The sequence below is a fragment of the Chlorobiota bacterium genome, assembly GCA_016710285.1.
Lineage (GTDB): Bacteria > Bacteroidota > Ignavibacteria > OLB7 > OLB7 > OLB7.
The window spans coordinates 1,793,280-1,817,582 of record JADJXR010000001.1; the positions used below are offsets into that span (position 1 = coordinate 1,793,280).

A 24,303-nucleotide genomic window follows, 5' to 3' on the forward strand; every position below is an offset into this window, starting at 1 on the left:
GGTGGGTTTCCGGTTCCAATCACCACCCCTCGCGCTGCCGTGAAAAAGTCAAGATCATACAAGGTGTTGGCCGCGCCGGTTTGCGGCACGTTGGTCCACGTCACCCCGCCATTGGTGGTGCGGGCAAAGCGGGGGCCGTTCCCGCCGCCGGCAACCTTCCCCACAACAAACCCATCGCTGGCATTGGTGAACATCACCCCATTGATATCCCCACCGTTTGGCCATTCCGCCACCGCCACCGTTTGCTGGGTCCAGGTTGCGCCGCGGTCCGTGGTGGTGGCAATGTACGTGCCGTCGCCAACCACCACGCCGAAGTTGCTGTTGGGAAGGAAGAAGATGTCGTTCAGCGCGCCGGGCGTGCCGGGGAGCGTCACGGCCGCCCAGGAGTTGCCACCGTTCTCCGTTTTATACAGCCGTCCCACCTCAGGTGATGTTCCACTTTTCCCACAAACGAAGCCGGTATCCCGGTCGAAAAAATGGACGGAGTAAAGGTCGGGAACGGGGGCGGTGATGCCTGGGAGTTGGGTCCAATTCATGGCTTGCGATTGGACCGAAGCAACGCTGGCCAGCAGCAATCCCGCTGCCAGCAGAACCGATTGAAGGAGGGGCACAAGCCGTAAAAAACGCATGATGTTCAACACGAATACGGTGGCACAAAACGGCACGCAGACGGGGAACAACTTATCATTGGAGTGGCTTCCCATGCAATCAAAAAAAGCAGAGAAATTTTTGGCGATGGTGTTCTCCTGACATACCGTTGTCAGTTGGGGGGGATAGCTTTGCAGCGAAGTCAACAAGGGACTGCATCATTGCTCACATTGCTTCCGCGCCAATGACCTATTGCACCTACGTCCGCACCGTTCCCGCAGCCGACCCGCTGCACGTTCGGTATCACGACCACCAGTATGGATTCCCGCTGCGGAGCGATTCGGAGCTGTTCGAGCGGTTGATTCTGGAGATCAACCAAGCAGGCTTAAGCTGGCTGACAATCTTGAAAAAGCAGGAGAGCTTCCGCCACGCCTACGACGGATTCGACCTGGACCGCGTTGCCGCCTACGATGACCGCGACCGCGAGCGATTGCTTGCCGACCCGGGCATCATCCGCAACCGCTTGAAGGTGAACGCCGCCATTGAAAACGCACGGCGGCTGGTCCGCATTCGCCAGGAGTTCGGGTCCTTTGCCGCGTGGCTGGACCACCACCACCCCCTAAGCCGCGAAGGCTGGACAGGGCTGTTCAAAAAGACGTTCCTGTTCACCGGTGGTGAGATCGTCAACGAGTTTCTGATGAGCACCGGCTACCTTCCCGGAACGCATGATCCCGACTGCCCGGTCTATGCCAAAATCCAACAGCTTGGCCCGGCTTGGATGCGAAAAAAATAACGGGCGAACGATGATGACTGACGCATTGGACCGAACGCAACCTACTTCAACAATAACCAACGAATCCATGACATCACAGCAATCATGGCCAGGCGAAACGCAGGTCGCATCCACCATCCAGATTACGGATTGGCAGGAGGAAATCTACGATGGCGAAAGCGATGGAGTTCGGCTTTCGCGAGCAACGGTGAAGCAACGCTACGAGGGGGGGATTCAAGGGGAATCCACCGTCGAGCATCTGATGATCTATCACGCCGACGGCTCGGCCGATTTTGTTGGCCAGGAGCGAATTGTTGGCAGCGTTGAGGGGCGTTTGGGCAGCGTTATCCTGCGCCATGCCGGGCGTTACGCCGATGGGGTTGCCAACAACCGTGTGGAGGTTGTTCCCGGCTCGGGAACGGGGGAGCTTAAGGGGTTGGAAGGGTGGTTTCAGTACGGCGCAGGGCATGGGCGCACGATGGAGATCACGTTCAACTACCGTTTGGGTCTATCCGAAAACAATCACGCCGCCGCAGCCGACCAATGACTGGCGGCGGGCATCATACTCATAACCAACACTATCTACCAACCACAACCATGTTTCGCAACACTAACGACTTTTTGAACCAGTGGAAGTACGAATCGGAAGCAACGCTGAAGGTGCTGAACAACCTTACCGACCAGTCGCTTGACCAGCAGGTCTATTCCGAAGGAAGAACGCTGCGCGACCTTGCGTGGCACATCACCCTAACGCTGACGGAGCTTCCTGGAAACGCAGGGCTAACGATTGAGGGGGCGCAGCATGGCCAGCCGGCCCCGCAAAGCGCGCAAGAAATTTCGGCAGCGTACCAGCTTGCCGCGAACTCCGTTGCCGAGCAGATTGGCGCGCACTGGTCCGATGAAGAACTGCTGGACAAAGTGCAGATGTACGGCGAAGATTGGACCAAAGGGTACTCGCTGAACGCGCTTATTGCCCACCAAGCCCACCACCGCGGCCAGATGACGGTGCTGATGCGCCAAGCCGGGCTGAAAGTCCCCGGGGTCTATGGCCCATCGAAGGAAGAATGGGAAGCGATGGGGATGACGGCATTGCAGTAGTGCTTCTCCTTTTCTCCCCCCTCCCCCACCACCAACACCTAAAATCCAGCCGCCACAGAAGGGAAAATTCTGCGGCGGCTGGTGTGTTGTTGATTGCTTTTCTACTCACCTCCGCTTACCGCACCAGCACCAATTTCTGGACCACGCGGCGTTGGTCAAGCATCAACTCTATCAGATAGGTCCCTGGCTGCAAACCGCTTCCATCGAACTCCACCGCGTAGCGGCCTACCTCCATCCATTGCTCCGGAACCACTTCCGCTACCGGACGACCCAACGGGTCGAACACCCGCACCGCTGCGGTGCCAGAAACCGGAATGCTGAACCGCACTTCCGTCGTCGCTGTGAATGGGTTTGGCTGCGCGGAGATGCGTGCTTCGGCAGTGGTCGCATCCCCCTCACGACGGAGACGCTTAGCTAATGTGCCATCATCTCCTATTTCACCTATCATTTCTGCTACGTTATACCGTGATTCCCCTGCTGCCTGTGGTATCTCCGCATTGACGGTATCGAACCTCATCCGCAGGTAATACGTTCCTGACAGCAAATCAAGCACTGGCTCAAGTGCTATTTCATGAAGCGTGGCTGTTGAAGAAAGCGCAAAGCTATCTAGCCTTGATACCACTGTGCTTGTGGCCGAATCCATTAACTCCACCACAACGCGAACTTCTCGTCCATTCGTATCGCTACCGATAAATCGCCCTAAAACTTCAAGGCCAATCTGGGTGCTATCATGGCTTTGAAAATTTGCAGTGCGGAACAAGCTATGGGCGTGTGGTAGGCTATCAACTAAGAGGTCCGTGCTATCACGAAACACCATGGATAATGGCCCGGCGATGCTATCGTTGGAATACCACGGATTGAACATCTCAATCCTTACGCCACACTCTCCAGAATCTTCCAATGCAAAAGCAAGTTCGCGGCCTTGTGCCATGTAATCCGTTGGGCGTTGGCGAGCAAAAAATTGCCGCGTAGTTCGCAATGAGGATTGGAGGACACTACTCGCTTCATACATGACGGCATATCGGTTTACTTGCCGGACTGGCGATGCAGAACTGGAAGCATGTAGTCCGCCATATGTATAGAAGTTGGCAGTATTGTTACGCAGAGATTCTGTGTACCGATAGGTTGCTTGGCGCATGACCCCTCCCGTTTTAAAAGCGATACCAAAAAAGGCTTTCAAGCTATCATGGTATGGAACGCCAGTAAGATCATTGAGAGAGCCGATGCTGGGATAAAGGAATCCGGAGTCCTTACGAGATTTATATATCAGCTCGCCCCATTGCCATGTTCGTTTAGCCGTGTCGGTATAAAGACTCCGGATACGGAGGTTGCGAGTTCCAGGAGCAATTTCTTCCCACACAGCAACATCCTGAATGCGATGAAACACATCTTGCGTTTGATCTATGGATGGATAGTGGAAAGGACCTTCATTATTGAGCCCCGTTAAATGATACAGGCCCGAACCCGATGCTACACTTGGCCCCCACGGTGCTCTTGTTTGAATCAATCGTTGATAATGAACCCGTACACTTGCATGGGAACGCATCGGTTGCAACCACAATAACCCGCAGCTGGAATCATGGCTTGCAATATGGCTAAAGGCCGGTAGAGAAGGGAATCGTCCCGGTAAGATGCCTGGGAGTTTGTGGATATTAGAGATCTGCGAAAACGGACCGGTGATTGGCCAAATGTTGTTAGGATTATGCCAGCGAACACGTGCACGAATACCATGCTGAATATCGCTCCAGGCGTACATGTATCCGGAATCCAATCGGCAGATGACTGGGGTACCCCATTCGGTGTTTGGTGGAGTATAGGTTGGGTTTGCCGCAGCATAGCGACGATAGTATGCCACATGCTCAATCATTCCCCACGTCCGGTTCTGCGTGCTGTCTAAACGAACGCTTCGTGTCAGCACTTCACGATGCAACGTATCCAAGGTGTCCCCCTTGATATGTGCTGTCCATGTTATCGTGGCGGTCACTGCTCCCTCTGTCCCCGGGCGTAGGGTGATAGATGGGTGCATATTGAAATAGCGAATATCACATCCATCCTTGGAAACGGTGTCTTCAATCGGCTCCCATAGGATTGAGCCAGTAGAATCAACCGGAATAGAGCGACGAAACATGATGTGCAAATTCGAGACAGGGTTCAGTGGACTGGGAGGAGAACAAGGGTCAAATACCGATTGAAGTTTATAGTAGGTGGCATAGTAACGCCCATTCCAATAGACCTCTTTCAAAAGTCTAGATAACGGGTTATGTTTGGGGTCAACCAACATAAGGAAGAAGGATGCGCTACGCAGAGATTTGTGATCGTTCACCGGAACAATTTCGACGCTTAACGGGTGTGTTGCCGACGACCTTCGAGGCAATGCTCAAGGTCATTGGTGCAGCACGGCGAGAGTTTGGTCGCCCACCGAAACTGGTGTTGGCCGATCAGCTGTTGTTGACGCTGCTGTATTGGCGTGAGTATCGAGCGCAATATCACCTTGCAGCGGATTTTGGGATCAGCGAACCGACCTGTAGCCGGATCATTCGGCGAGTGGAGGATGAACTCACCCAGAGCAACGAGTTTCAATTGCCGCAGCGTCCGCAGCCGCGAGCCGGGGAGACAGAGTTTGCTGTGATCGTGATCGATGCGACAGAAAGCCCGATTGAACGGCCCAAAAAAAGCAAAGGGAGTACTACAGCGGGAAGCGTGGATGCCACACGATCAAGACGCAGGTAGCCATGGCGTTGGGAAGTCGTCGGATCCTCAAGACAGAGTTTGGGGTTGGAAGCCAGCATGATTTCGCGTTATTGAAGCAGTGTGTGTGTCGGGGGTATAAGCGATTGTTGGGGAGTGGGAGTTGTTGGATAGCGGATTTGGGGTATCTGGGGTTATCGAAGATTCAGAGCAACGTATGGTTGCCGCACAAGCGGCGGAAGGGGGTGGCATTAGGGGATTGGGAGAAGGAGGAGAATCGTGAGCATTCGCGGAAGCGGATCGTGATTGAGCATGTGTTTGGTCGGTTAAAGGTGTTCAAGATCATAGCGGAGAAATATCGAAATCGTCGCAAGCGATTTGATATGAGATTCAACCTCATCGCCGCCATCCATAATTTTGAACTCCCTTGAAAACTACTTTTGAAAGAGGTCTAATAGATGAGCTTTCGTTGGTTGTTGTAATCCAATTTCCCAGCAATCATCGTTTCATCGGGTTGACGATAGGTGATTTCAAGGAGTGATCCTGCTCCAGGTCTCATAAAAACATCAACAAAACCATTGTTGGCTGGGACGACGACGTTCACTGGTTGCCGGATGATAGAATCACCAACCAAGCGGGTGGTGTCGGCGGCAACTTCGCGAACTTGAACAAACTCATACTGGGTGGCCCCGGACCTCCACAAATTGAGTTTCAACCGGATGCGGCGGTTCCCGGCCAACGCCACCATGCTGTCACGGCGGGATTGACTAAGAGGGGTTCCATAATCTGGTGGTTCAAACGTCCGCCGGTTCACCACAAACACATAATTGGTGTCCTTCTTTGAATCTGCTTGTCCGTTGGTCGTTCCTGTTTTCTTGTCGAAGAACCCAAGCTCCACATAGGTTGCTTCCGGCGCGTCGGCAGTGGTGTCGTTCAGCTTGTAGGATTTGACCTCGGTAATGATCTCATTTGCTGGCAGCGGGCGCGTGCCAAACCCATACTGGGTATCTTTTGTGTTCGCTCGTGGAGTTGCGTAATGAATACTATAGGTGTTCTTCCAATTCAGCCGTGCTATCTCTGGGCCGATGTCTTGTAGCCACTGCACTTCTTTCTTGAGGGCACGGGAGCGAGTGCCACGCCCGACATACAGATTCGGTACAGTGATCCGTGGTGTATGGTTAGAGGATGTGAATGTAAACGATGAAACAACGTCTTCGGAACTATCAGTAGTCAGTGACCCCGATGGGCCGAAACCTCCTCCCATGGGTTCTTCGCTGCACCATAGTTGGGCTGTGCTATCGTACTTGTTAATAAAGTTCTGATAACCACCATACCACCAATAGATGATCCCTTTTGCACCGTAGGCTAAGGCCATAGAAATGAGAAGTCGTGTTTCGGCAGCCGTAGGGATATGCCCAATCATCGTGTCCAACCGTGCAGGGGTAACGGTTCGGTCAATCGGAAAATGAATGTCGGCATTGGGGCTTGGTACAATAATCAGCCGACGCCCCGTTCGCTTGCTGGTGCGTGCATGCTTTCCCAACTTATATGCGATGTGGTGTCGCACATATTCTTTTGCATAGGTAGAATCTGGTTGATTGAACCCTAAAAACCCATACTGCAAGGTTAATTCATAATCAGCCACGCCTTGCTCGGTTAGCGGCAGCAATGGCACATGGAAACGCCCACCGTTCTGCTCTGCGATGCTTGGAAGATGAGCATAGGGGATGTTGAAGGAGTTAGGATAATACGTATGAATACCATCCTTAGGGTTAGGAAGCAAGTTCAAGTAAGTTTCCTGCAACACCGCTTGCGGCCTGCTAATATCATGGTCTTTATCGGGTCCACCGGTGTGGCTTTGCGCACTGAATAGTGGAAGGCTGTCACGGAGGTTGGGGTTGTTAGGGTTGAGGAAGTTGAAGGTGTCGCGCAGCATTTTATCGAGCTTGAAATAGCCAGCATATTCTGATTCCATGTGTTCTTCGCCACTGTAGATGCCGATGATCTTGCGGCGCAAGGAATCAGGGTTAAGGCTGGGACCAAAGATGAACCGCCGTACGCGATCCATGAGGCTGGCTTTGTAGGCATCGTGGCTTGCGCCTCGTCCGAACATGAGTTGCCCCAAGGAATCCCGCAGAGCAATCGAACGGAGGGCAACTTGCTCGCCCCCAAGCCACGTTACTCGGATATTGAGGCGTTGCGAGGTCGTGCGTTCATAGCGTGGTCCACGTTGGCCATTGGCCAAAACCTTCAGGTCTAACGGAAAAACAGCCTCCTGGTAGAGATCGTAGTTGGGGTTTGCTCCTGGTGGAGTAAAATCGGCTTTAGTGATAAATCGGGTAGCAGCAAGGAAGGAGAGGCTGTCGGTGGCAGTGACCAGAGAATCGGAACTGTTGTAGTAGGTGTTCCCTCGGTCAACTTCATAGAAAACCTCCACCTTGAAGAGTGAATCGGTTTGCTGAGATTCACCATCAGCAAACAGGTGTCCGGTAGCGACGAGATAGGTAAGGCTGTCGTTCCAACGGAAGCGGTGGTCGTTCAAGAAGAGCCATGCATTCTGGATGCTGTCCTCGCGGGACTCGGGAATCATCCACGACGGGGTGAAGCGATAGAGTTGGCTAGGACGATGATTGAACACAATCCGGTCGGCAATCACTTGGTTGGCAACCGTGTTGTGTGATGTTGAATAGACTCGTTCCTGTGGATAATTCACAAACCCATTCAGCTCAGGATTCAACCGATATGTTCCTCCGGAACGTGCGGTGAATTTACAGACCATGTAAGGTGTTTCGACACTGTCGAACAAGAAGAACTGCACATTCCTTCCCCACCCAGCATTGTTCAACTCATCATCGGTGATGACCATGCGATGGGTTGACCCTGCCGACCAGACCAAACTGTCTATCCGTGCAGGGTTCCCCTCGTAAGGGTCAATCAGGAATGTCAATCCTAAAGCATCCCAAAGATTCCATAACTCCGAGATTCGATCGCTTGCATGGCGCGTTGCCGGATAGGCACCGATGATGAACTCCTGATCTCCCACACCATACATGCGCTCAAGCGGGGCTTGCGCACTGCTTCGACTGGGCAGCAGCAGCATGGCAACCAAGAGGAGCATTGCTCCACCGCGCCAGCTGTAATAGGGGTGAAGCAATCGTTGAGGGGATCGAGGTCTGCCCGGTGGCGATTGCCGATCGGTGCTGAGGTGTTGATGGTTTCGAGCGACTCTGGTTGTTTTCATGGATGGAACTCCTGTACAGGAACTGTACTGATTGATGGATTGGTTTATTGGCTGGCACTTCTGCCAGCGTTGATGTTCTAGTGGTGCTCCGTATGCTATTGTTTAATAATGGTTGTGGTGGCAATCACTTCTCCATGTCGGTCATACGCCGTCAGGAGGTATTGGCCAGCGGCAACATGGCCACACTCCCAACGTGCTGCCCCGATGCTGGGCTGGATGGTTCCGCTGGCCACAAGCCTTCCCAGTGGGTCATGGATGGTGAACCGCTGGGGCATCCTCGGCAAGTCACCACGCCACGCGATGTTGAGTTCATCGCCAACAGGGTTCGGCCAGACCGATAGAGCTTGGGACCTTCCATCGGCGGGGATATCGCGAACGCTGGTGGTGTTGTCGTCGCGTGGGATGTAGGGGCCACCAGCAAGGATCATGGCAATGCCAGCATCGTTGCCAAACCAGCTGGGGTTTGCCGTCAGATAATCGCTCCATCCGTCACCGTTCACATCCCCCGCTGGCCCTCCCTTGCCGAAGACACTTCCCTCAACCATGCCATCAAGGCTAGCTGAGTAATAGGCATCATAGGTGGGGTCAATTCGTTGTTGAGCCGTAGCGTTTGTTGGCTTAGTCGAGAAGGCAATCATCATGGCATCACCCGACGGCGAGGGACCGAACAAGGGGAGCATGGTTCGCTGGGTAGCAGTATCGTTGAGAGGACCAAGTTGGCCAATGGCAGAGAACTTCGGAGTGAAGAGGACTTGGTCGGCGTCATCAAGGCGGAAGGTTCTTTGGGAGATGGGTTTGCCGGAGGAAGAGAGGAAGAGAGGAGAGAAGGGGAGTTTGGAGCCAGCGATATCGGCAACGGAATCGCCATCAAGGTCAGCGATAGTGGGGAGGATACCAACGCCGATGGCAGCATCGTTGAGAGTGATAGCATGGTCGGGATGTTGGGAGAGTTGTTGGAGTGAAGGTTTTCCCCAGAAGAATTTGCATTGACCAGTCCAGTAAGGTGGGGTATAGGCAGCGGTGAGGAGGATATCGGGGTAGCGATCGGCGTTGAAGTCGGCAATAGCGATTCTGAGATCGTTATTTTCCTCAGTGTCTTTCAGGATGACGGTAGGGGAATCCACTTGGAAGTCGGGACCACCTTGATAGAGCCAGATTTCGCCGATGGCACTACGGACTCCTTGACGAAGGAAGGAGCCAAACAGGATGAGCAGATCGGTATAGCCATCTGTGTTCAGATCGGCAGCTTGGATTGAAGTTGGGAACAGGCTATGTGCGCTATCAAGCAGATGACCATCTAAGGTCAGTAGAGGTGTTACCTCAATACTATCACCTCGTTTTTGATGTAAGCGTAATCGCATCAGATTATACAGTACATTTTTAATGAGTCTCTGCTCAAATGCTGTAAACCCAACAAGGATTTCTTCTGGTTGTCGAAAATGTCCACTAATAGCTGGAACATAGGAAAGTGAATCAAAGACTTGAGTTGGTAATGTTGAGGGTGTAGGAGTTGCTCCGGCATAGATATTCCACTGGAGGGTAGTGCTGGTGAAGACCGCAAAATCATCAAGGGAATCTTTGACAACCTGGCCTAAGGGTGCCGCCCCTTCCCCGATGCGTTGCCCACCGCTGGAAGTTCCTCGCACCATCCAGATGCGTTTAAGGAGAACGGCCTTGGGGTTGGGTTGGATAGTATCAACGGCTTGGGCGTGAAGTAGTGTGCTTGCTGTGGCAAGCAGGAGCAGAAGAACGATGGTGGTTTTAGTGTTCATGGTAATCTCCAAGTAATGCTTTCGTGCTGAAAGTACGCAACAGAATATTCCTGCAATAGCCATCAATAGGGTTGTTATTCTTGTTTGATAATGGTTGTGGTAGCAATCACTTCTCCATGTCGGTCATACGCCGTCAGGAGGTATTGGCCTGCGGCAACATGGCCGCACTCCCAACGTGCTGCACCGATGCTGGGTTGGACGGTCCCGCTGGCAACAAGCCTTCCCAGTGGGTCGTGGATGGTGAACCGCTGGGGCATCCTCGGCAAGTCACCACGCCACGCGATGTTGAGTTCATCGCCAACAGGGTTCGGCCAGACTGATAGAGCCTGGGACCTTCCTTCGGCGGGGATATCGCGAACGCTGGTGGTGTTGTCGTCGCGTGGGATGTAAGGACCGCCAGCAAGGATCATGGCAATGCCAGCATCGTTGCCAGACCAGCTGGGGCTTGCGGCAAGGTAATCGCTCCATCCGTCGCCGTTCACATCCCCCGCTGGCCCCCCCTTGCCGAAGACACTGAAGGGAGCCATGCCATCGGCAGCCGATCCATAGTAGGCATCGTAGTTTGGATCAACCCGTCCGTTGGATGTTCCGAAAGCGATCATCATTGCCCCTCCTAGAGGAGATGGGCCGAACAATGGGAGCATGGAATGTTGGTGGGTGGAATCATTGAGTGGTCCGAGATTGAACTCTGGATGGAAGTTAGGAGTGAAGAGGAGTTGGTCAGCATCATCAAGGCGAAAGGTGCGTTGGGAGATGGGTTTGCCGGAGGAAGAGAGGAAGAGCGGGGAGAAGGGGAGTTTGGAGCCAGCGATGTCGGCAATGGAATCGCCATCAAGGTCAAGGATAGCAGGGAGCGTGCCAACGCCGATGGCAGCATCGTTAAGAGTGATGGCATGGTCGGGATGTTGGGAGAGTTGTTGGAGTGAGGGTTTTCCCCAGAAGAATTTGCATTGACCAATCCAGCGAGGTGGGTCATAAGCGGCAGTGAGGAGGATATCGGGGTAGCGATCGTCGTTGAAGTCGGCAATAGCGATGTTGAGGTCGCTACTTTCTTCGATGTCTTTGAGGACAAGGGTGGGGGAATCCACTTGGAAGTTGGGACCACCTGAGAAAATCCAGATCACTGCTGTTTGAGAGATCACGGAATCAATTAACATATAGCGAACGGCTACGATGAGTTCGTCGTCGCCATCGTTGTCAAGATCGGCAGCTCGGATGTCGGCTGGAAGATATTCCAAGCCTGGGATAATGGTTTTGGCTGGATTAAAGACTACCGTTGCGGTGTCATCAATCCGGTGATCATGAACTCGGAAGAGAGGGACAGTACTCTCAAGCACTAAGCGATCAGGATTGGGTATGACCCTGTAGCGAAAGAACCCTACGGCCAACGAGGTATCTCCCCAAAAATTACCGACGATGGGGTATTTGATTTCTGCGCTAGTGGAATCAATGTGCCAGACTGGCACAGTAGGAACAACAGAATCGCCTAAGAAAGCATTCCAATATCCGGGTGGAGCACCGTAGCCGACGGCGAAATCTTGATATTGGTCATCATTAATATTCTTCAATGATCCGGCCCCTTCCCCGACGCGTTCTTCGCCGGTGGTTGACCCTCGGATCATCCAGATGCGTTTAAGGAGAACAGCCTTGGGGTTGGGTTGGATAGTATCAACGGCTTGGGCGTGAAGTAGTGTGCTTGTTGTGGCAAGCAGGAGCAGAAGAACGATGGTGGTTTTAGTGTTCATGGTAATCTCCAAGTAATGCTTTCGTGCTGAAAGTACGCAACAGAATATTCCTGCAATAGCCATCAATAGGGTTGTTATTCTTGTTTGATAATCGTTGTGGTGGCAATCACTTCTCCATGCCGGTCATACGCCGTCAGGAGGTATTGGCCTGCAGCAACATGGCCACACTTCCAGCGTGCTGCACCGATGCTGGGTTGGATCGTCCCGCTGGCAACAAGCCTTCCCAGCGGGTCGTGGATGGTGAACCGCTGGGGCATCCTCGGCAAGTCACCACGCCACGCAATGTTGAGTTCATCGCCAACAGGGTTCGGCCAGACCGATAGAGCTTGGGACCTTCCTTCGGCGGGGATGTCGCGAACGCTGGTGGTGTTGTCGTCACGTGGGATGTAGGGACCGCCAGCAAGGATCATGGCAATGCCAGCATCGTTGCCAAACCAACTGGGGTTTGCGGCAAGGTAATCGCTCCATCCGTCACCGTTCACATCCCCCGCTGGTCCCCCATTGCCGAAGACACTGAAGGGGATCATGCCATCGCTTGCTGGGTTATAGTAGGCCTCATAGGTGTTATTCGGACCGTGAGAACCACCAGACAAAACAATCATTTGGACACCTTGTCCTGCGGGTGCAGGTCCAAGCAAGGCAAGGGCAGAATAGGTTTTTGTTGAATCATTGATAGGTCCGACCGGCTCAGGAGTAAGGAATCCTTGGGATCGCCAAGCGAGATCGGCATCATCAAGGCGGAAGGAACGTGATTGAGCGGACTTTCCGGGGAGTCCCAATCGCCAGAGGTAGATGTTGCCATCGGGTCCTGGTAGGCAAAGGTCATCAACGGAATCGGCATCGGAGTCGGTGAGGAGGAGCCCATTGCCGATGCGTGGGAAGTCGGGGTCTTGAAGAGTGATGGAGCGTTCTGGAGTTGTCGAGAAGGCGGAGAGGTTGGATTTACCGAAGAAGAATTTGAGCTTATGGTCACGATTAGCTTGATAGTCAGCAGTGATCAAGAGATCGGGGAAGGGGTCATGGTTGAGCCGTGCAATGGCGAGGGAGAAACGGATGCGATTTTCCTCGGTGTCTTTGAGGACAACGGTGGGGGAATCCACTTGGAAGTTGGGACCACCTTCGTAGATCCACAGTTCAGCAATACCGCTACGAACTCCTTGATGAACCTGTGCTGCTAGGGCAATGATCAGTTCATCATCGTCATCGTTATCGAGATCCGTTGCAATGACTGTTGTTGGGTAGAATGGCTCATTAAACAGAGTATCGTTCGGGAGCGATACTCGTTTCTGGAGTACGCCCGGCGTATCAATAACGTGGTAAAGATGCAGGTGTGAGGTACGATAAAGATTGCCAAAAAACCATCGGTCAGTTTCGGTTCCCAGAACAACGATGGGGTCATTATCACCATAGAAATCACCAACAACCACCGGAGGCACTCCTGCGGTATCGTTGGATTTCCAGAAGGGGAGGATTGAAGGGGGAGATGGAGATTTACTGGGATAGATTTCCCAGTGACTATATGGAGCCATAGAGCGGATGGCAATGTCATTGACGGTATCTCCAGAGACATCACAAACGGCTCCAGCCCCTTCCCCGACGCGTTCTTCGCCGGTGGTTGACCCTCGGATCATCCAGATGCGTTTAAGGAGGACAGCCTTGGGGTTGGGTTGGATGGTATCAACGGTTTGGGCGTGAAGTAGTGTGCTTGTTGTGGCAAGCAGGAGCAGAAGAACGATGGTGGTTTTGGTGTTCATAATTGATCTCCGAAACAGGCTTCAAGTTCGCAGGAACTTACGCGAATGGTTGCTCTTGATAAAGAGACCGATCGGGCGGGTTTTCCGCCACCAACAAAGAAAGCGGCACGCCCATTGGCGTGCCGCTTTGCTCCTGTATCTCCTTCCCACCAGTGCCTCCCAATGTTCTGGGCCTATCGGCCCGTTGGCGGCCTATTTTTTACTGACCTTCGGCATACCACAACCCGGTTCCGGTGCGGTACACAAAGCTCATGCTACGCCCTGCGTTGATGTTCGCGGGTGCGCCGGCCATTGCCGCACCGGTCACGGTGATCGGCGCGGTGGCCGTGTTCACGATGCTGACGCTTTGGGCGTTGCGGGTTCCCCCTGCGTTCAGCGTTACGTTCCCGCTTGCCACAATCATCGCCTCGGTGATGGTCCCAATGTTCCCCGATGCCACCGCGCGCTCGGCAGTGTTCCCAAAGCTGGAAGGATCAACCCAACCAAGCTGTGCGGTGATGTTCGGCGTGCTTCCGCTGCTGCTGGTGATGGCAAGCACGCGGTTGTTTGGCGCAACGCTCAGCGTCTCCGGCAGCACGTAGTTGATGTTATCCAGAGTTTGATTGGGCGAAGCTGCGAAACTGCTCTTGCGTTGTGCGGCTGCGGTGCCGCCAACGAACTGCAGTTGCGAAGGCGCGCCGGATGCTGTTGCTCCGTCGAGCATCAGCCGAATTTTGCCGATTGCAGTGATGGAGTAATCGCCCGATCCGGTCCCGGGGACGTAGGCAAGCACGCCGCTGTTGCTCCCTTGCGCAACTGGGAGAAGTCCCAGGGTTTGTGCGGTGCTGGCATTGCCGGTTGCGACAATGCCGACATTGCTAAAGAGAGAGTTCTGCCCTTGGGCAAAGGCTCCAACGTTTGGGAGGAAGTTTTGGCTGATTGCTTGGGCAGTCACGCCGATAGCGGTGACGGAGTTGGTGAGTGCGGGGATGGAGGCAAATCCTCCAAGTCCGGAGATGGATGCGGTTTGGCTTGGAGAGGAGAAGCTGGACCTGGCTTGACCGGAAACGCCGAAGCCGGAAGAGAGTCCGCCTGCGGGAGTGGAGTTTGTGGTAACGGATCCGAGCAATCCGTAGATGGTCTGCGCAGTACCGGTGACGGAGGTGAAACCGGTTGCAGAGGCTATTGGTGATCCGGGAGTGGTGGCATCGGTCAGGACGTTCATGCGCCCCAGGTTCGCGGTGTTGTTGTTGACGTTGACGATACCGTTGCTTCCAACACGCAAGCGTTCGGTTCCGTCGGTGGCGATGACGAGGGGTTGGGAGTTGCCGGATGGAGTTCCGAGGAATTGTTGCCCTGCGCCGGTTCCACCGCTGGCGATGTTGTTCCCAGAAAGGCTCCACCCAACGGAGGAAGGATCAATCCAATCAAGCTGCGCGCTCAGGTTTGGCGATGCTCCAGTGATGGAGCTAACTCCTAACATCCGTCCTGATGTTGCGGATCCAAGCGATGCCGGAAAGGTGTAGTTGATGTTATCCAGAGTTTGATTGGGCGAAGCTGCGAAACTGCTCTTGCGTTGTGCGGCTGCGGTGCCGCCAACGAACTGCAGTTGCGAAGGCGCGCCGGATGCTGTTGCTCCGTCAAGCATCAGTCGAATTTTGCCGATTGCGGTGATGGAGTAATCGCCCGATCCGGTCCCGGGGACGTAGGCAAGCACGCCGCTGTTGCTCCCTTGCGCAACTGGGAGAAGTCCCAGGGTTTGTGCGGTGCTGGCATTGCCGGTTGCGACAATGCCGACATTGCTAAAGAGAGAGTTCTGCCCTTGGGCAAAGGCTCCAACGTTTGGGAGGAAGTTTTGGCTGATTGCTTGGGCAGTCACGCCGATAGCGGTGACGGAGTTGGTGAGTGCGGGGATGGAGGCAAATCCTCCAAGTCCGGAGATGGATGCGGTTTGGCTTGGAGAGGAGAAGCTGGACCTGGCTTGACCGGAAACGCCGAAGCCGGAAGAGAATCCGCCTGCGGGAGTGGAGTTTGTGGTAACGGATCCGAGCAATCCGTAGATGGTCTGCGCAGTACCGGTGACGGAGGTGAAACCGGTTGCAGAGGCTATTGGTGATCCGGGAGTGGTGGCATCGGTCAGGACGTTCATGCGCCCCAGGTTCGCGGTGTTGTTGTTGACGTTGACGATACCGTTGCTTCCAACACGCAAGCGTTCGGTTCCGTCGGTGGCGATGACGAGGGGTTGGGAGTTGCCGGATGGAGTCCCGAGGAATTGTTGCCCTGCGCCGGTTCCACCGCTGGCGATGCTGTTCCCAGAAAGGCTCCAGTTGTAGGCATCATCATTCCCCGGCCCCCAGGTGCTTCCGTTCCAGCGGAGCGATTGCCCGGCGTTGGCTCCCATCCTGTTAATCTTAGCACCAGTCACCGCGCCATCCCCCAGATTACGAGTTCCAACGGCTCCGTCGCCGATGTCGCGCCCGTCAATGCTGCGGTCAAGGATTTTTGGACCATCAACAGCGTCGTCATCAAGCTGGCTTGAACCGATTGCTTTGAAGGCGATTTTATCGCGAGTCACCGCGCCGTCGGCAATCTTTGCGGTGCCGATGGAGTTGTTGGCGATCATCGCGGAAACGATTCCAAAATCGGCAACCCGCAACGCAACGTCGCCGCTGGTCCCGCCGCCGGTTAGCCCCGGCCCTGCCGATACCCCCGTGATGTCCCCCAAGCTGCCGATTGGTTGCCATTCCGCCCCGCTTCCGGTTGCCGTCAGGACTTGGCCCGCGCCTGCGCCCGCCGTGCTGATTTTCCCAATCGTCACCGCGCCGTCGGCAATCTTTGCGGTGCTGACCGCAGCGTCCGCAATGTCGCTTCCCCCTACTGCTCCGTCGGCAATCTTTGCGCTGGTGATGGCATTGTCAACAACGGTGGTGGCTATCTGGGCAGTGCGTGAGCTTAGGCTGTATGGAGCCGAGGTAAGCTCCGTTCGCGGAAGCTCGGTGCCATTGTTGATGCTGATTCCCAAGTAGTAAGGTTTGTCGAACTTCAAGGCAAGCGGAGTGACGCTTCCCAGGTTCACGTTGAACAACCCGCGCATAACGTTCACGGTTTGGTTCTCGGTCCAGACGGCACTCCCTCCGGTTGCCGATTCGTACAAGCGGAAGGCAACGGAATACTGTCCGTCGGCCACTGGCGTTGTGGTGCCGGCGTTGGTGGCAAGCCCCTGAAAGCTGATGGCCTCTGGGACCTGCGCGTTGGCCGCATTGGTAAGGATACCAGCGGCAAGCAACATTGCCGCTGCGTGGCGGATAGTGCGGAAAGTCTTGTTGGTTTGCATGATTATTTCCCCTGCGTGTGTGACGTGTTGAAAGGTTCTAAGTCGTTCGGATAACTCCGTTCTGTGCAGCCTACCGATAGCAGCGTGGCCTCATCGTGCTCAGCTATCGGCGGTGGTTGTGTTGGCCCCAATGCTCTTTTGGGGATGCTGGTTGCGGGCTTCTGTGAAGTGCTGCCGCTGGTTGGTTGTGTTGGCATGGCGTTCCGGCTACAAGTGCTGGATCATTACCGACCCGATGATGCGTTCCCCTGCGGAGTTGTCGGTTTGCAGCTGGCACAGGTAGTGCCCGGCGGGAACTTCTTCCCCCTGCTCATCGGTTCCGTCCCACGAAATCGTGTGGCTTCCTGCGTCCGCCATTTCCGACGACATCAGCCGCCGCACCGGGCGGCCAAGAAGATCGAAGATGACGGCGTTGATCCGCCCGGCAGATTCCAGCCGGCAGGTGATTGTGGTGCTGGCTCCGAACGGGTTCGGCGCGGCGCGAAGGGTTGCCGCAGCAAGGCCCCGTGCCGCTGGCGCATCCACCGATGATGTTTTTGGAATCGGCAGCCAGAATCCTTGATAGAAGGTGTTGGCAAGCCCCGATCCCGCGCCGCTGATTTGGCCAACAATCGGTTGGCCAAGCGTGAAGGAAATGGCGTGCTGGTTATTGGCAAGGCCGGTCGCACCACCGGTGCCGATCACTTGCCACGGAACGTCAATGGTCTGTGCGCGAAGGCCGCCAGCAACAAGCAGCAGTGTCAGGATTGCCGCAGCGTGCTGTCTGGTTGGAATGGAAACAGGAGCGTTCATAGCGTTGTTCTCTCCGTTGCTGAAATGGTGTTGCTGAAATGGTCGCAATGTTGATGTGAAATCCCGCAGCGTTCTGCCAGGCGATCACCGGAACAGCGGTGTGCCCGGCATTGGCCAGCCGGCGCCAGCGCAGCCAATGCCGCGACAGAACCGCTGTTGATTTCCGAAGCAAACGTACAACGCCACGGGGGGGCTTGTCACCCGGACAAAAACCGGACAATGGGGGGGCAAGAAGGAAGTTGGAAGGGTTGGCCACGGGGTGAACCCGCCTGATTTCCAGCCGGAAATTCTTGGCGGCCACAAGGGGAATGCTAACTTGGGAAGGAAGGGAGAAGGGATCAACTCCATATCATCCAAGCGAACAAATCTGGGATCAAGAAGAATGAAAGCGGTAATCCAACGGGCACGCAACGCCACGGTGACAGTTGCCGGGGAAGTGGTTGGCGCGGTTCCCAAAGGGATGGTGGTGCTGCTGGGCGTGGCCGCCACCGACACCCCGCCACACGCGGCAATGTTGGCAAAGAAAGTGGCGAACCTGCGGCTGTTCCCCGATGCCAACGAAGTCCCCAATCTTTCGCTGCTGGATACCGGCTACGGCGCGTTGGTGGTTAGCCAATTCACCCTTCTTGCCGACACCCGAAAAGGGAATCGCCCCAGCTACATTGCTGCCGCGCCGCCCGAGCTTGCCAACGATTTGTACGAACGGTTTGTTCAGGAACTGCGCGGGTTGATTGGCCACGGCAACGTTGCCACCGGGCGGTTCCGTGAGATGATGGATGTGGCGTTTGTCAACGAGGGGCCGTTCACCCTTTTGCTAGAGTCGAAGGTGTAACGTGCGGCCTATCCGTTGTTGGCATCATCGCGCCGTGCTGTGGCTGCTGCTTTGCCTGGGTTGGTGCGTTGCCCCGGCCAGCGGGCAATCGAAATTGGTGGTGCGGAAGATGGCCAACTTCACGCTGCTGGTCCCAAGCAACCAGGACCCAACCCAGCTGACGGGGCTGCTGGAATCGGCGCGGAAGCGGGTGCAGGAATACGGGCTTGCGCTGCCGCGGGCAGTGGTGGTGCGGATTTATTCCACCAGCGTGCAGTTTGCCCAAGCCACGGGGCTAACCACCGCACATCTGGCTGGCGAGCGCAACGGGCGGTTGCATCTTCAGCCGCTTCCATTACTTTTGCGCCGCCCTGAGGCCAGCCGCACGCTTCAGCATGAACTTGTTCACCTTGCGTTGGCGCAAGCCGCCCGCAACGGATTGCCGCGGTGGTTCAACGAGGGGATGGCAATGGTGGTGGCCGGGGAAAAGCAGCCGGAGAGCGTGAAGTTCGTAACCTTACAGGCGTTGCAGGATACCTTGCTCCGTTCCCGAAGCTACCCCGCGCTCCGTTCGGCCTACGGAACCTGCCAGCGATTGGTGGAGAAGGTTGTAAGCCAGCAGGGGCAGCCGGCGGTGCTGGCAATGCTCCGCGCGGTTGCCAACGGCGGGAAATTCCCGGAGCGATTCCGCCGTTTGGCCGGGCAATCGGCCCCGGATTGGGCGCGCCAGTGGCTGGCCAAGCCGTAATTCCCTCAATGGAATTAATTCTTTCATAGAAAGTACCCTCTGCAAAATGCAATGTTGGGGCTGTTACGAAATCGCTTCTTGCAAGACCCGATTGCTTGAAATATCTTGCCGCCCCTCAAAACAATGCCCGCGACCTGCGGTGGCACGGTTCTTATACTCACATCTTCAATAGGGAGACAACCTCAAAATGTTCTCGTCGAAAGTGAAAACGGCCTTGGCCGATGGTGTCCGCATCGTTGAGCTGAATGGCGAATTTATTGGTGGTAACGAGACGGATGACCTGCGTGACACGCTGGCGCAGGAGTCGAAGGATGGAACCCAGAAGTTGTTGATTGACCTTGCCGGAGCAACCTATCTGAACTCCACCGCGCTGGGTGCGCTGATTTCGGCACACACCAGTTTCAGCAAGCGGGGGGCGCAGGTGGCGATCTGCAACGCCTCGGACAACATCAACAATATCTTCGTCATCACGAAGTTAGCGTTGGTGTTCCAAGCCTACGGAACCCGTTCCGAAGCAATGGCGGCACTGCAAGGGTAGCTGGCCTTCCGGCCAATATCCTTGCCACATCTTACACGGTACAAACTCAGCAACCACGGTTCTTAACTCACACATCTACCAAACATCACGGCTTATGAAAAGCAAGTATTTCGTCATCGGCGTTGTTCTGGCCTGCTTAATTGTGGGCGTGCTTATCTGGCAATTCTTATTCGGCGCGGCGGGCAACTTCTCCGATGCCGCACGCGAAAAACCGATCAACCTTCTTGGAACGGTCTATACCGGCGGTTGGGTTGTGCCGGTGCTGGTGGGGCTAACATTAATGGTGGTAACGTTCATCGTTGAACGGTTGATGTCGCTATCGCGGGCACAAGGGCGCGGCAACTTATCGGCGTTCCTCCGCAAGGTTCACGACAATCTTGAGCACGACAACGTTGACGCAGCGTTGGACGAATGCGCCCGCCAACGCGGTTCCGCCGCCAACATCCTTCGCGCCGGGCTGGAACGCTGGCAGCAGGTTCGCAACGATGCTTCGTTGGACAAGGAGAAAAAACTTACCGAAGTGAAGCGCGCCATTGACGAAGCAACGGGCCTGGAAACCCCGCTTCTGGAAAAGAACTTGGTCGCGCTCTCGACGGTGGCTTCTATCTCCACCATGTTCGGTCTGTTGGGAACAACAATCGGTATGATTCGTGCCTTCGCAGCACTGGGCGGTGGCGAAGGCGCAGTATCGGCAACACAGCTTTCGATCGGTATCTCCGAAGCTCTTATCAACACAGCGTTCGGCCTTATCGCGGCAATCTTGGCAATCGTTGCCTACAACATCTTCACCAACAAGGTGGACAACTTTGTGTACATGATTGAGGAGTCAACGCTCTCGATGATGGAAATCCTGACCGTCAAAGTGAAGTAACCTGTCCCCCCTTGTTTAACCGAACCGAACGGAACCCTTATGGGAGCACATAAACCAAAACGGATTGGCTTCAAGCTGGACATGACACCGCTGGTTGACGTAGCGTTCTTGCTGCTGACCTTCTTCATGTTCACGGCGAAGTTCAAATCGGAAGCCGAAAGCGAGCAAAAGTTCCAGATCAAACGCCCTGTGGCTTCGCCCGATACCGCGAAACTGCCGGAGCGGGGAACCGCCCTTGTGAAGATTGGCATTGATGAAAAAGGGGATACCCTGATGTACTACGCCGTTATCAGCGAGAAGGACCGCAAGTCCATCTACACCGCGCAAGGGGTGGACCCTTCCGAGGCGAACAACGCCCAAGTTACCGTGCGCGACACCGTTACCCTGGCAAACTTGGTGCTGCAGACCCGCCGCACCAATCCCAAAATCAAATTCATGATTGATGCCGACAAACGGGTTCGCTACGGGCGCATCGAGCAGGTGATGAACACCTTCCGCTCGCAAGGGGCAACGCTGTTCAACTTCGTGACCGTCAACCGAAGCCAGCAGGGATAAAAAAAGGGGATGAACGCTTGGGGGCAAGCAACCGCCCCCAAGCAATCGCAATGGTATCTCGCACACACACAATCAGCAACCCGCAATAGCAACGGAGAAAGGATATGGCAGGCGCCGATTTAGGTGAAAGCTCTTCCAAAAAGAAGAAAGGTGGTGGTGGAGTAAAAAAACCGAAACGGATCGGTTTCAAGTTGGACATGACACCGTTGGTTGACGTAGCGTTCCTGCTGCTGACCTTCTTCATGTTCGCCACCACCATGGCACAACCGCAGATTATGGAGATGTCGGTTCCGCCCGACATCACCACCCCGGTCGAGGTGGCACAGTCGGACTTGTTCACGCTGTACGTCAGCAACAAGGAACACCTGTTCTACAACACCGGCATTGACCCAACCATGCGGAAGATTGACATCAAGGATTTGAAAAACCTGGCCGTGCAGAAAAATGCTGAGCGGGAGAACGACTTAATCACATCGCTGAAAGTTGACCCCGCAGCCAGCTACGCCACCGTGGTGAATATCCTTGATGAATTGAACCTTGCCGAAGGGGAATTGGTGGCTTCTTACCAGGAGAAAAACCTGAAGCGGGAGCGGCGGTTTGCAGTCACGCCAATGACCGAAGAGGACAAGGCCGAGCTTGCAAAGGTGGATATCTAAACGATTTTTTTGAGAGGAGCATCGAGAACAATGAACGTCACAGAAACACTGAAGTACGGCGCAGCAGAACTGAAGCGGTTTTACAACCCAAACCTACGGACGGCGTTTGCCACCTCGGTAGCGTTTCACTTGTTGCTGCTTTCAATTCCGTTCCTAATCTCTGCTGTGGCCGCCGATAACAAGAAGGCAGCACCGGTGACAAAGATGAAGCTGACGAACCTTCCGCCGCCGCCGCCGCCGGATAACGCAACGCCGCCGCCGCCGCCGCCAATGATTCCGCCAAACCTGCAAACGGGCGGGACCGGAAATGGTGGTGTGGCCGCCCGCGCCGGTGTGCCGATTGCCGTCCCCGACGCATTGATTACGCCGGAGATGCAGAAGTTCGCAACCACCGATGTGATCTCCGTTGCCACCCCAGAAGGAGGCGATGGAACCGGCTTCTCCATTGGTGATGGCGAGGGGCTTGGCGCGCCACAGATTGACGTGAGCAACACACAGGTGAAGGAGAAAGAAGAGGCCAAAGACCCCTACGAGTTTGTGCCGGTGGAGAAGGAACCGTCGTACGATGAAGCCGATTTGCAACGGCGGGTGAAGTACCCAGAAATCGCCAAGCGCAACGGCATCTCGGGGCGCGTAACGGTGCGCGTCTATGTGAACAAAACGGGGAAAGCGGAGAAGTGCATCATTGAGCAGAGCGACAACAAGATTCTGGAAGAAGAAGCACGCCGCGCGGTGTTGGAAACGGTCTTCACGCCGGCAATCCAAAATGGCAATCCCATTGGCCTTTGGATGTCAATCCCGGTGAACTTCCAGCTGAACTAACGCATGCTTCATGCTTATGGCATTGCAGCACCTTTCGGCAACGGAAGGTGCTGTTTGGTTGTAAGGGTAAGCAAGGCGGGGAGCGCGGTTGCTTGCCATTCATTCTCATTCCACCATCTTTATGGCCATGCGCGGTAACTTGCTTTGGGTTGGCTACATCTTGGGCGTTGCAATGTTGGTGATGGGGATTCTGATCCTTTCCGGCTTCTTCCAGTTGCGGGGGACCGAGGCGGGCCAGATGTCGCTGTTGCAAACGGTGTTTGGGGTCGTTCTGCTTCTGTACGGCATCTACCGATTGGTGATGACCAATACGCAGCGGAAACGGCAGCAACAGAAGGAGGACGCACGATGAAGAACACCACCAACACCCCCCTCTCCAATTTTTGCAATGGCCTTCGCCAATTGCTATCCAGTGGTGGCGGTTTTTCCAGTGCCCTTGTGTTGCTGGTTTCGCTGATAGCTGGCGGCTGCGAAAATTCGCAACCAGGAACCAGCCGCATGACTTCCGGGCGGTTGGTGGTGGCGGTGGACGAGGCCTACGCCCCGCTGTTCCGCGTGCTGGCCGATAGCTTCATGGCACGCACGCCAAATGCCAAAATAGAGGTCCAGGAAATGAACCCGCGGATGGCGGTTCAGTACCTTCTGGATCATTACAACGACACGACCGCTTCCTTTGCCGCAATCATTGGGCGGCAGCTTCTTCCCGATGAATCGGAGGCAATCGCCAAGTCCAATCTGCAGCCGCGCCAGTACGCCATTGCCTACGATGGCCTTGCGGTGGTGGTCCCGGTTGCTTCACCGTTCAAGCAGACAACGCGGGAAGATTTGGTTGCGGCCTTGCGCTCCCCTTCCCCAACAACGGAACAGATAGAGAGCGGAGTTCCTTCTGCCCCGCTATCGTTTGTGATCCCTGACCAAAACTCATCGGCGTTTGCGCTTCTGCGGCAGCTTCTTCCCCGTGACTCCACGATTGTGGCCCCGGCCCGCTACGTCAGCCGTGCCGACTCCGTCAACACGTTGGTGGCCGATGGAAAGGGGGTTGGGGTGGTTGGCTGGTACGTTGCCCATCGCGACAGCGCACGATTGCGGACGCTCTACATGGGCTACACCGATAGCCTGGGCCGGCATCACACGCCGGCGCGGGTGCATCCTTCGTCGCTTGTCACCGATGTCTATCCATTGAAGCAGCCGATTGTTGGCTACACCTTTGCGGATGTGAAATCGGTGGCCAATGGGTTCCTGATTGCCGTCTCGAAGGGGCGCGAATCGCAGCGGTACATTGTTGAGCAAGGGCTGCAAGCCGAGAACGTTAAACTACGACTGGTGACACCCGGAGCCGAGGAGTAATGCCTCCAGAAACGGCGTTACAGAAAAGGGGCGGCTTGGCATCAAGCCTGGGGTACAATCGTGCGTCACTGCAACCGGACAACGGGAGCCTGAAGAGGAGAGAGAGCTTCCCGAAGTCCCCCGCCACAAGCAATCATTGCTGGGCAACAATTTCAATCGCCATCTCTCTCCTTACTGCCGTATTCATTCACA

At 55.1% G+C, this 24,303-nt stretch carries 20 protein-coding genes and 1 pseudogene; 14 read left to right on the forward strand and 7 right to left on the reverse strand.

The window, feature by feature from the left end; all coding sequences use genetic code 11:
* Positions 1-832 precede the first annotated feature (832 nt).
* From IPM61_06365 to IPM61_06375, 3 genes are all read left to right on the forward strand, one after another.
* Complete coding sequence (locus IPM61_06365; GenBank protein MBK8910936.1) at positions 833-1,381, forward strand: DNA-3-methyladenine glycosylase I; 549 nt, start codon at positions 833-835, stop codon at positions 1,379-1,381.
* A 67-nt stretch (positions 1,382-1,448) separates the two neighbouring features.
* Positions 1,449-1,907, forward strand: coding sequence for a DUF3224 domain-containing protein (locus IPM61_06370; protein MBK8910937.1), 459 nt, complete (start codon positions 1,449-1,451; stop codon positions 1,905-1,907).
* 50 nt (positions 1,908-1,957) lie between these two features.
* Complete coding sequence (locus IPM61_06375) at positions 1,958-2,458, forward strand: DinB family protein (GenBank protein MBK8910938.1); 501 nt, start codon at positions 1,958-1,960, stop codon at positions 2,456-2,458.
* A 115-nt stretch (positions 2,459-2,573) separates the two neighbouring features.
* On the opposite strand, the gene IPM61_06380 is transcribed toward IPM61_06375, so the two are convergent.
* The gene (locus IPM61_06380; GenBank protein ID MBK8910939.1) at positions 2,574-4,700 is read right to left on the reverse strand and encodes a T9SS type A sorting domain-containing protein; all 2,127 of its coding nucleotides are present in this window, start codon (positions 4,698-4,700) and stop codon (positions 2,574-2,576) included.
* A gap of 50 nt (positions 4,701-4,750) precedes the next feature.
* On the opposite strand from IPM61_06380, the gene IPM61_06385 reads away from it, so the two are divergent.
* Together IPM61_06385 and IPM61_06390 are read left to right on the forward strand one after the other, a co-directional pair.
* Complete coding sequence (locus IPM61_06385) at positions 4,751-5,188, forward strand: transposase family protein (GenBank protein MBK8910940.1); 438 nt, start codon at positions 4,751-4,753, stop codon at positions 5,186-5,188.
* Positions 5,125-5,577 (forward strand): annotated as a pseudogene (locus IPM61_06390) (transposase). The gene IPM61_06385 and the pseudogene IPM61_06390 overlap by 64 nt, the downstream one beginning before the upstream one ends.
* 20 nt (positions 5,578-5,597) lie before the next feature.
* Here the strand turns inward: IPM61_06390 and IPM61_06395 are convergent.
* From IPM61_06395 to IPM61_06420, 6 genes are all read right to left on the reverse strand, one after another.
* Positions 5,598-8,387: a hypothetical protein gene (locus IPM61_06395; protein MBK8910941.1), complete on the reverse strand. Its 2,790-nt coding sequence runs from the start codon at positions 8,385-8,387 to the stop codon at positions 5,598-5,600.
* Between the two features lie 95 nt (positions 8,388-8,482).
* Positions 8,483-10,159 carry a VCBS repeat-containing protein gene (locus IPM61_06400; GenBank protein ID MBK8910942.1) on the reverse strand — a complete coding sequence of 559 codons (1,677 nt, stop codon included), beginning with the start codon at positions 10,157-10,159 and terminating at the stop codon, positions 8,483-8,485.
* A gap of 74 nt (positions 10,160-10,233) precedes the next feature.
* Complete coding sequence (locus IPM61_06405) at positions 10,234-11,397, reverse strand: VCBS repeat-containing protein (protein MBK8910943.1); 1,164 nt, start codon at positions 11,395-11,397, stop codon at positions 10,234-10,236.
* 581 nt (positions 11,398-11,978) lie between these two features.
* Positions 11,979-13,658 carry a hypothetical protein gene (locus IPM61_06410; GenBank protein MBK8910944.1) on the reverse strand — a complete coding sequence of 560 codons (1,680 nt, stop codon included), beginning with the start codon at positions 13,656-13,658 and terminating at the stop codon, positions 11,979-11,981.
* Between the two features lie 199 nt (positions 13,659-13,857).
* Positions 13,858-16,971 (reverse strand): hypothetical protein, encoded by a 3,114-nt coding sequence (locus IPM61_06415; protein MBK8910945.1) that lies wholly within the window; start codon positions 16,969-16,971, stop codon positions 13,858-13,860.
* A gap of 207 nt (positions 16,972-17,178) precedes the next feature.
* Positions 17,179-17,763 (reverse strand): T9SS type A sorting domain-containing protein, encoded by a 585-nt coding sequence (locus IPM61_06420; protein MBK8910946.1) that lies wholly within the window; start codon positions 17,761-17,763, stop codon positions 17,179-17,181.
* A gap of 382 nt (positions 17,764-18,145) precedes the next feature.
* Here IPM61_06420 and IPM61_06425 point away from each other — a divergent pair, with 382 nt between their 5' ends.
* The 9 genes from IPM61_06425 (at position 18,146) to IPM61_06465 (ending at position 24,111) form a co-directional block, all read left to right on the forward strand.
* The gene (locus tag IPM61_06425; protein MBK8910947.1) at positions 18,146-18,595 is read left to right on the forward strand and encodes a D-tyrosyl-tRNA(Tyr) deacylase; all 450 of its coding nucleotides are present in this window, start codon (positions 18,146-18,148) and stop codon (positions 18,593-18,595) included.
* 1 nt (position 18,596) lies between these two features.
* Positions 18,597-19,322 (forward strand): hypothetical protein, encoded by a 726-nt coding sequence (locus IPM61_06430; GenBank protein ID MBK8910948.1) that lies wholly within the window; start codon positions 18,597-18,599, stop codon positions 19,320-19,322.
* A gap of 187 nt (positions 19,323-19,509) precedes the next feature.
* On the forward strand, positions 19,510-19,860 hold the full coding sequence (locus IPM61_06435) for an STAS domain-containing protein (protein MBK8910949.1): 351 nt from the start codon (positions 19,510-19,512) through the stop codon (positions 19,858-19,860).
* A gap of 94 nt (positions 19,861-19,954) precedes the next feature.
* Entirely contained in the window at positions 19,955-20,731 is a 777-nt protein-coding gene (locus IPM61_06440) for a MotA/TolQ/ExbB proton channel family protein (protein MBK8910950.1), read from the forward strand.
* Positions 20,732-20,770: 39 nt separating this feature from the next.
* Positions 20,771-21,286, forward strand: a complete 516-nt coding sequence (locus IPM61_06445) for a biopolymer transporter ExbD (protein MBK8910951.1) — start codon at positions 20,771-20,773, stop codon at positions 21,284-21,286.
* 104 nt (positions 21,287-21,390) lie between these two features.
* A complete protein-coding gene (locus IPM61_06450; protein ID MBK8910952.1) occupies positions 21,391-21,942 on the forward strand; it encodes a biopolymer transporter ExbD in 552 nt (183 codons plus the stop codon).
* 30 nt (positions 21,943-21,972) lie between these two features.
* Entirely contained in the window at positions 21,973-22,764 is a 792-nt protein-coding gene (locus tag IPM61_06455) for an energy transducer TonB (protein MBK8910953.1), read from the forward strand.
* A 121-nt stretch (positions 22,765-22,885) separates the two neighbouring features.
* Entirely contained in the window at positions 22,886-23,116 is a 231-nt protein-coding gene (locus IPM61_06460; GenBank protein MBK8910954.1) for a hypothetical protein, read from the forward strand.
* Positions 23,113-24,111 carry a substrate-binding domain-containing protein gene (locus tag IPM61_06465; GenBank protein MBK8910955.1) on the forward strand — a complete coding sequence of 333 codons (999 nt, stop codon included), beginning with the start codon at positions 23,113-23,115 and terminating at the stop codon, positions 24,109-24,111. The genes IPM61_06460 and IPM61_06465 overlap by 4 nt, the downstream gene beginning before the upstream one ends.
* The last annotated feature ends 192 nt before the right edge of the window (positions 24,112-24,303 follow it).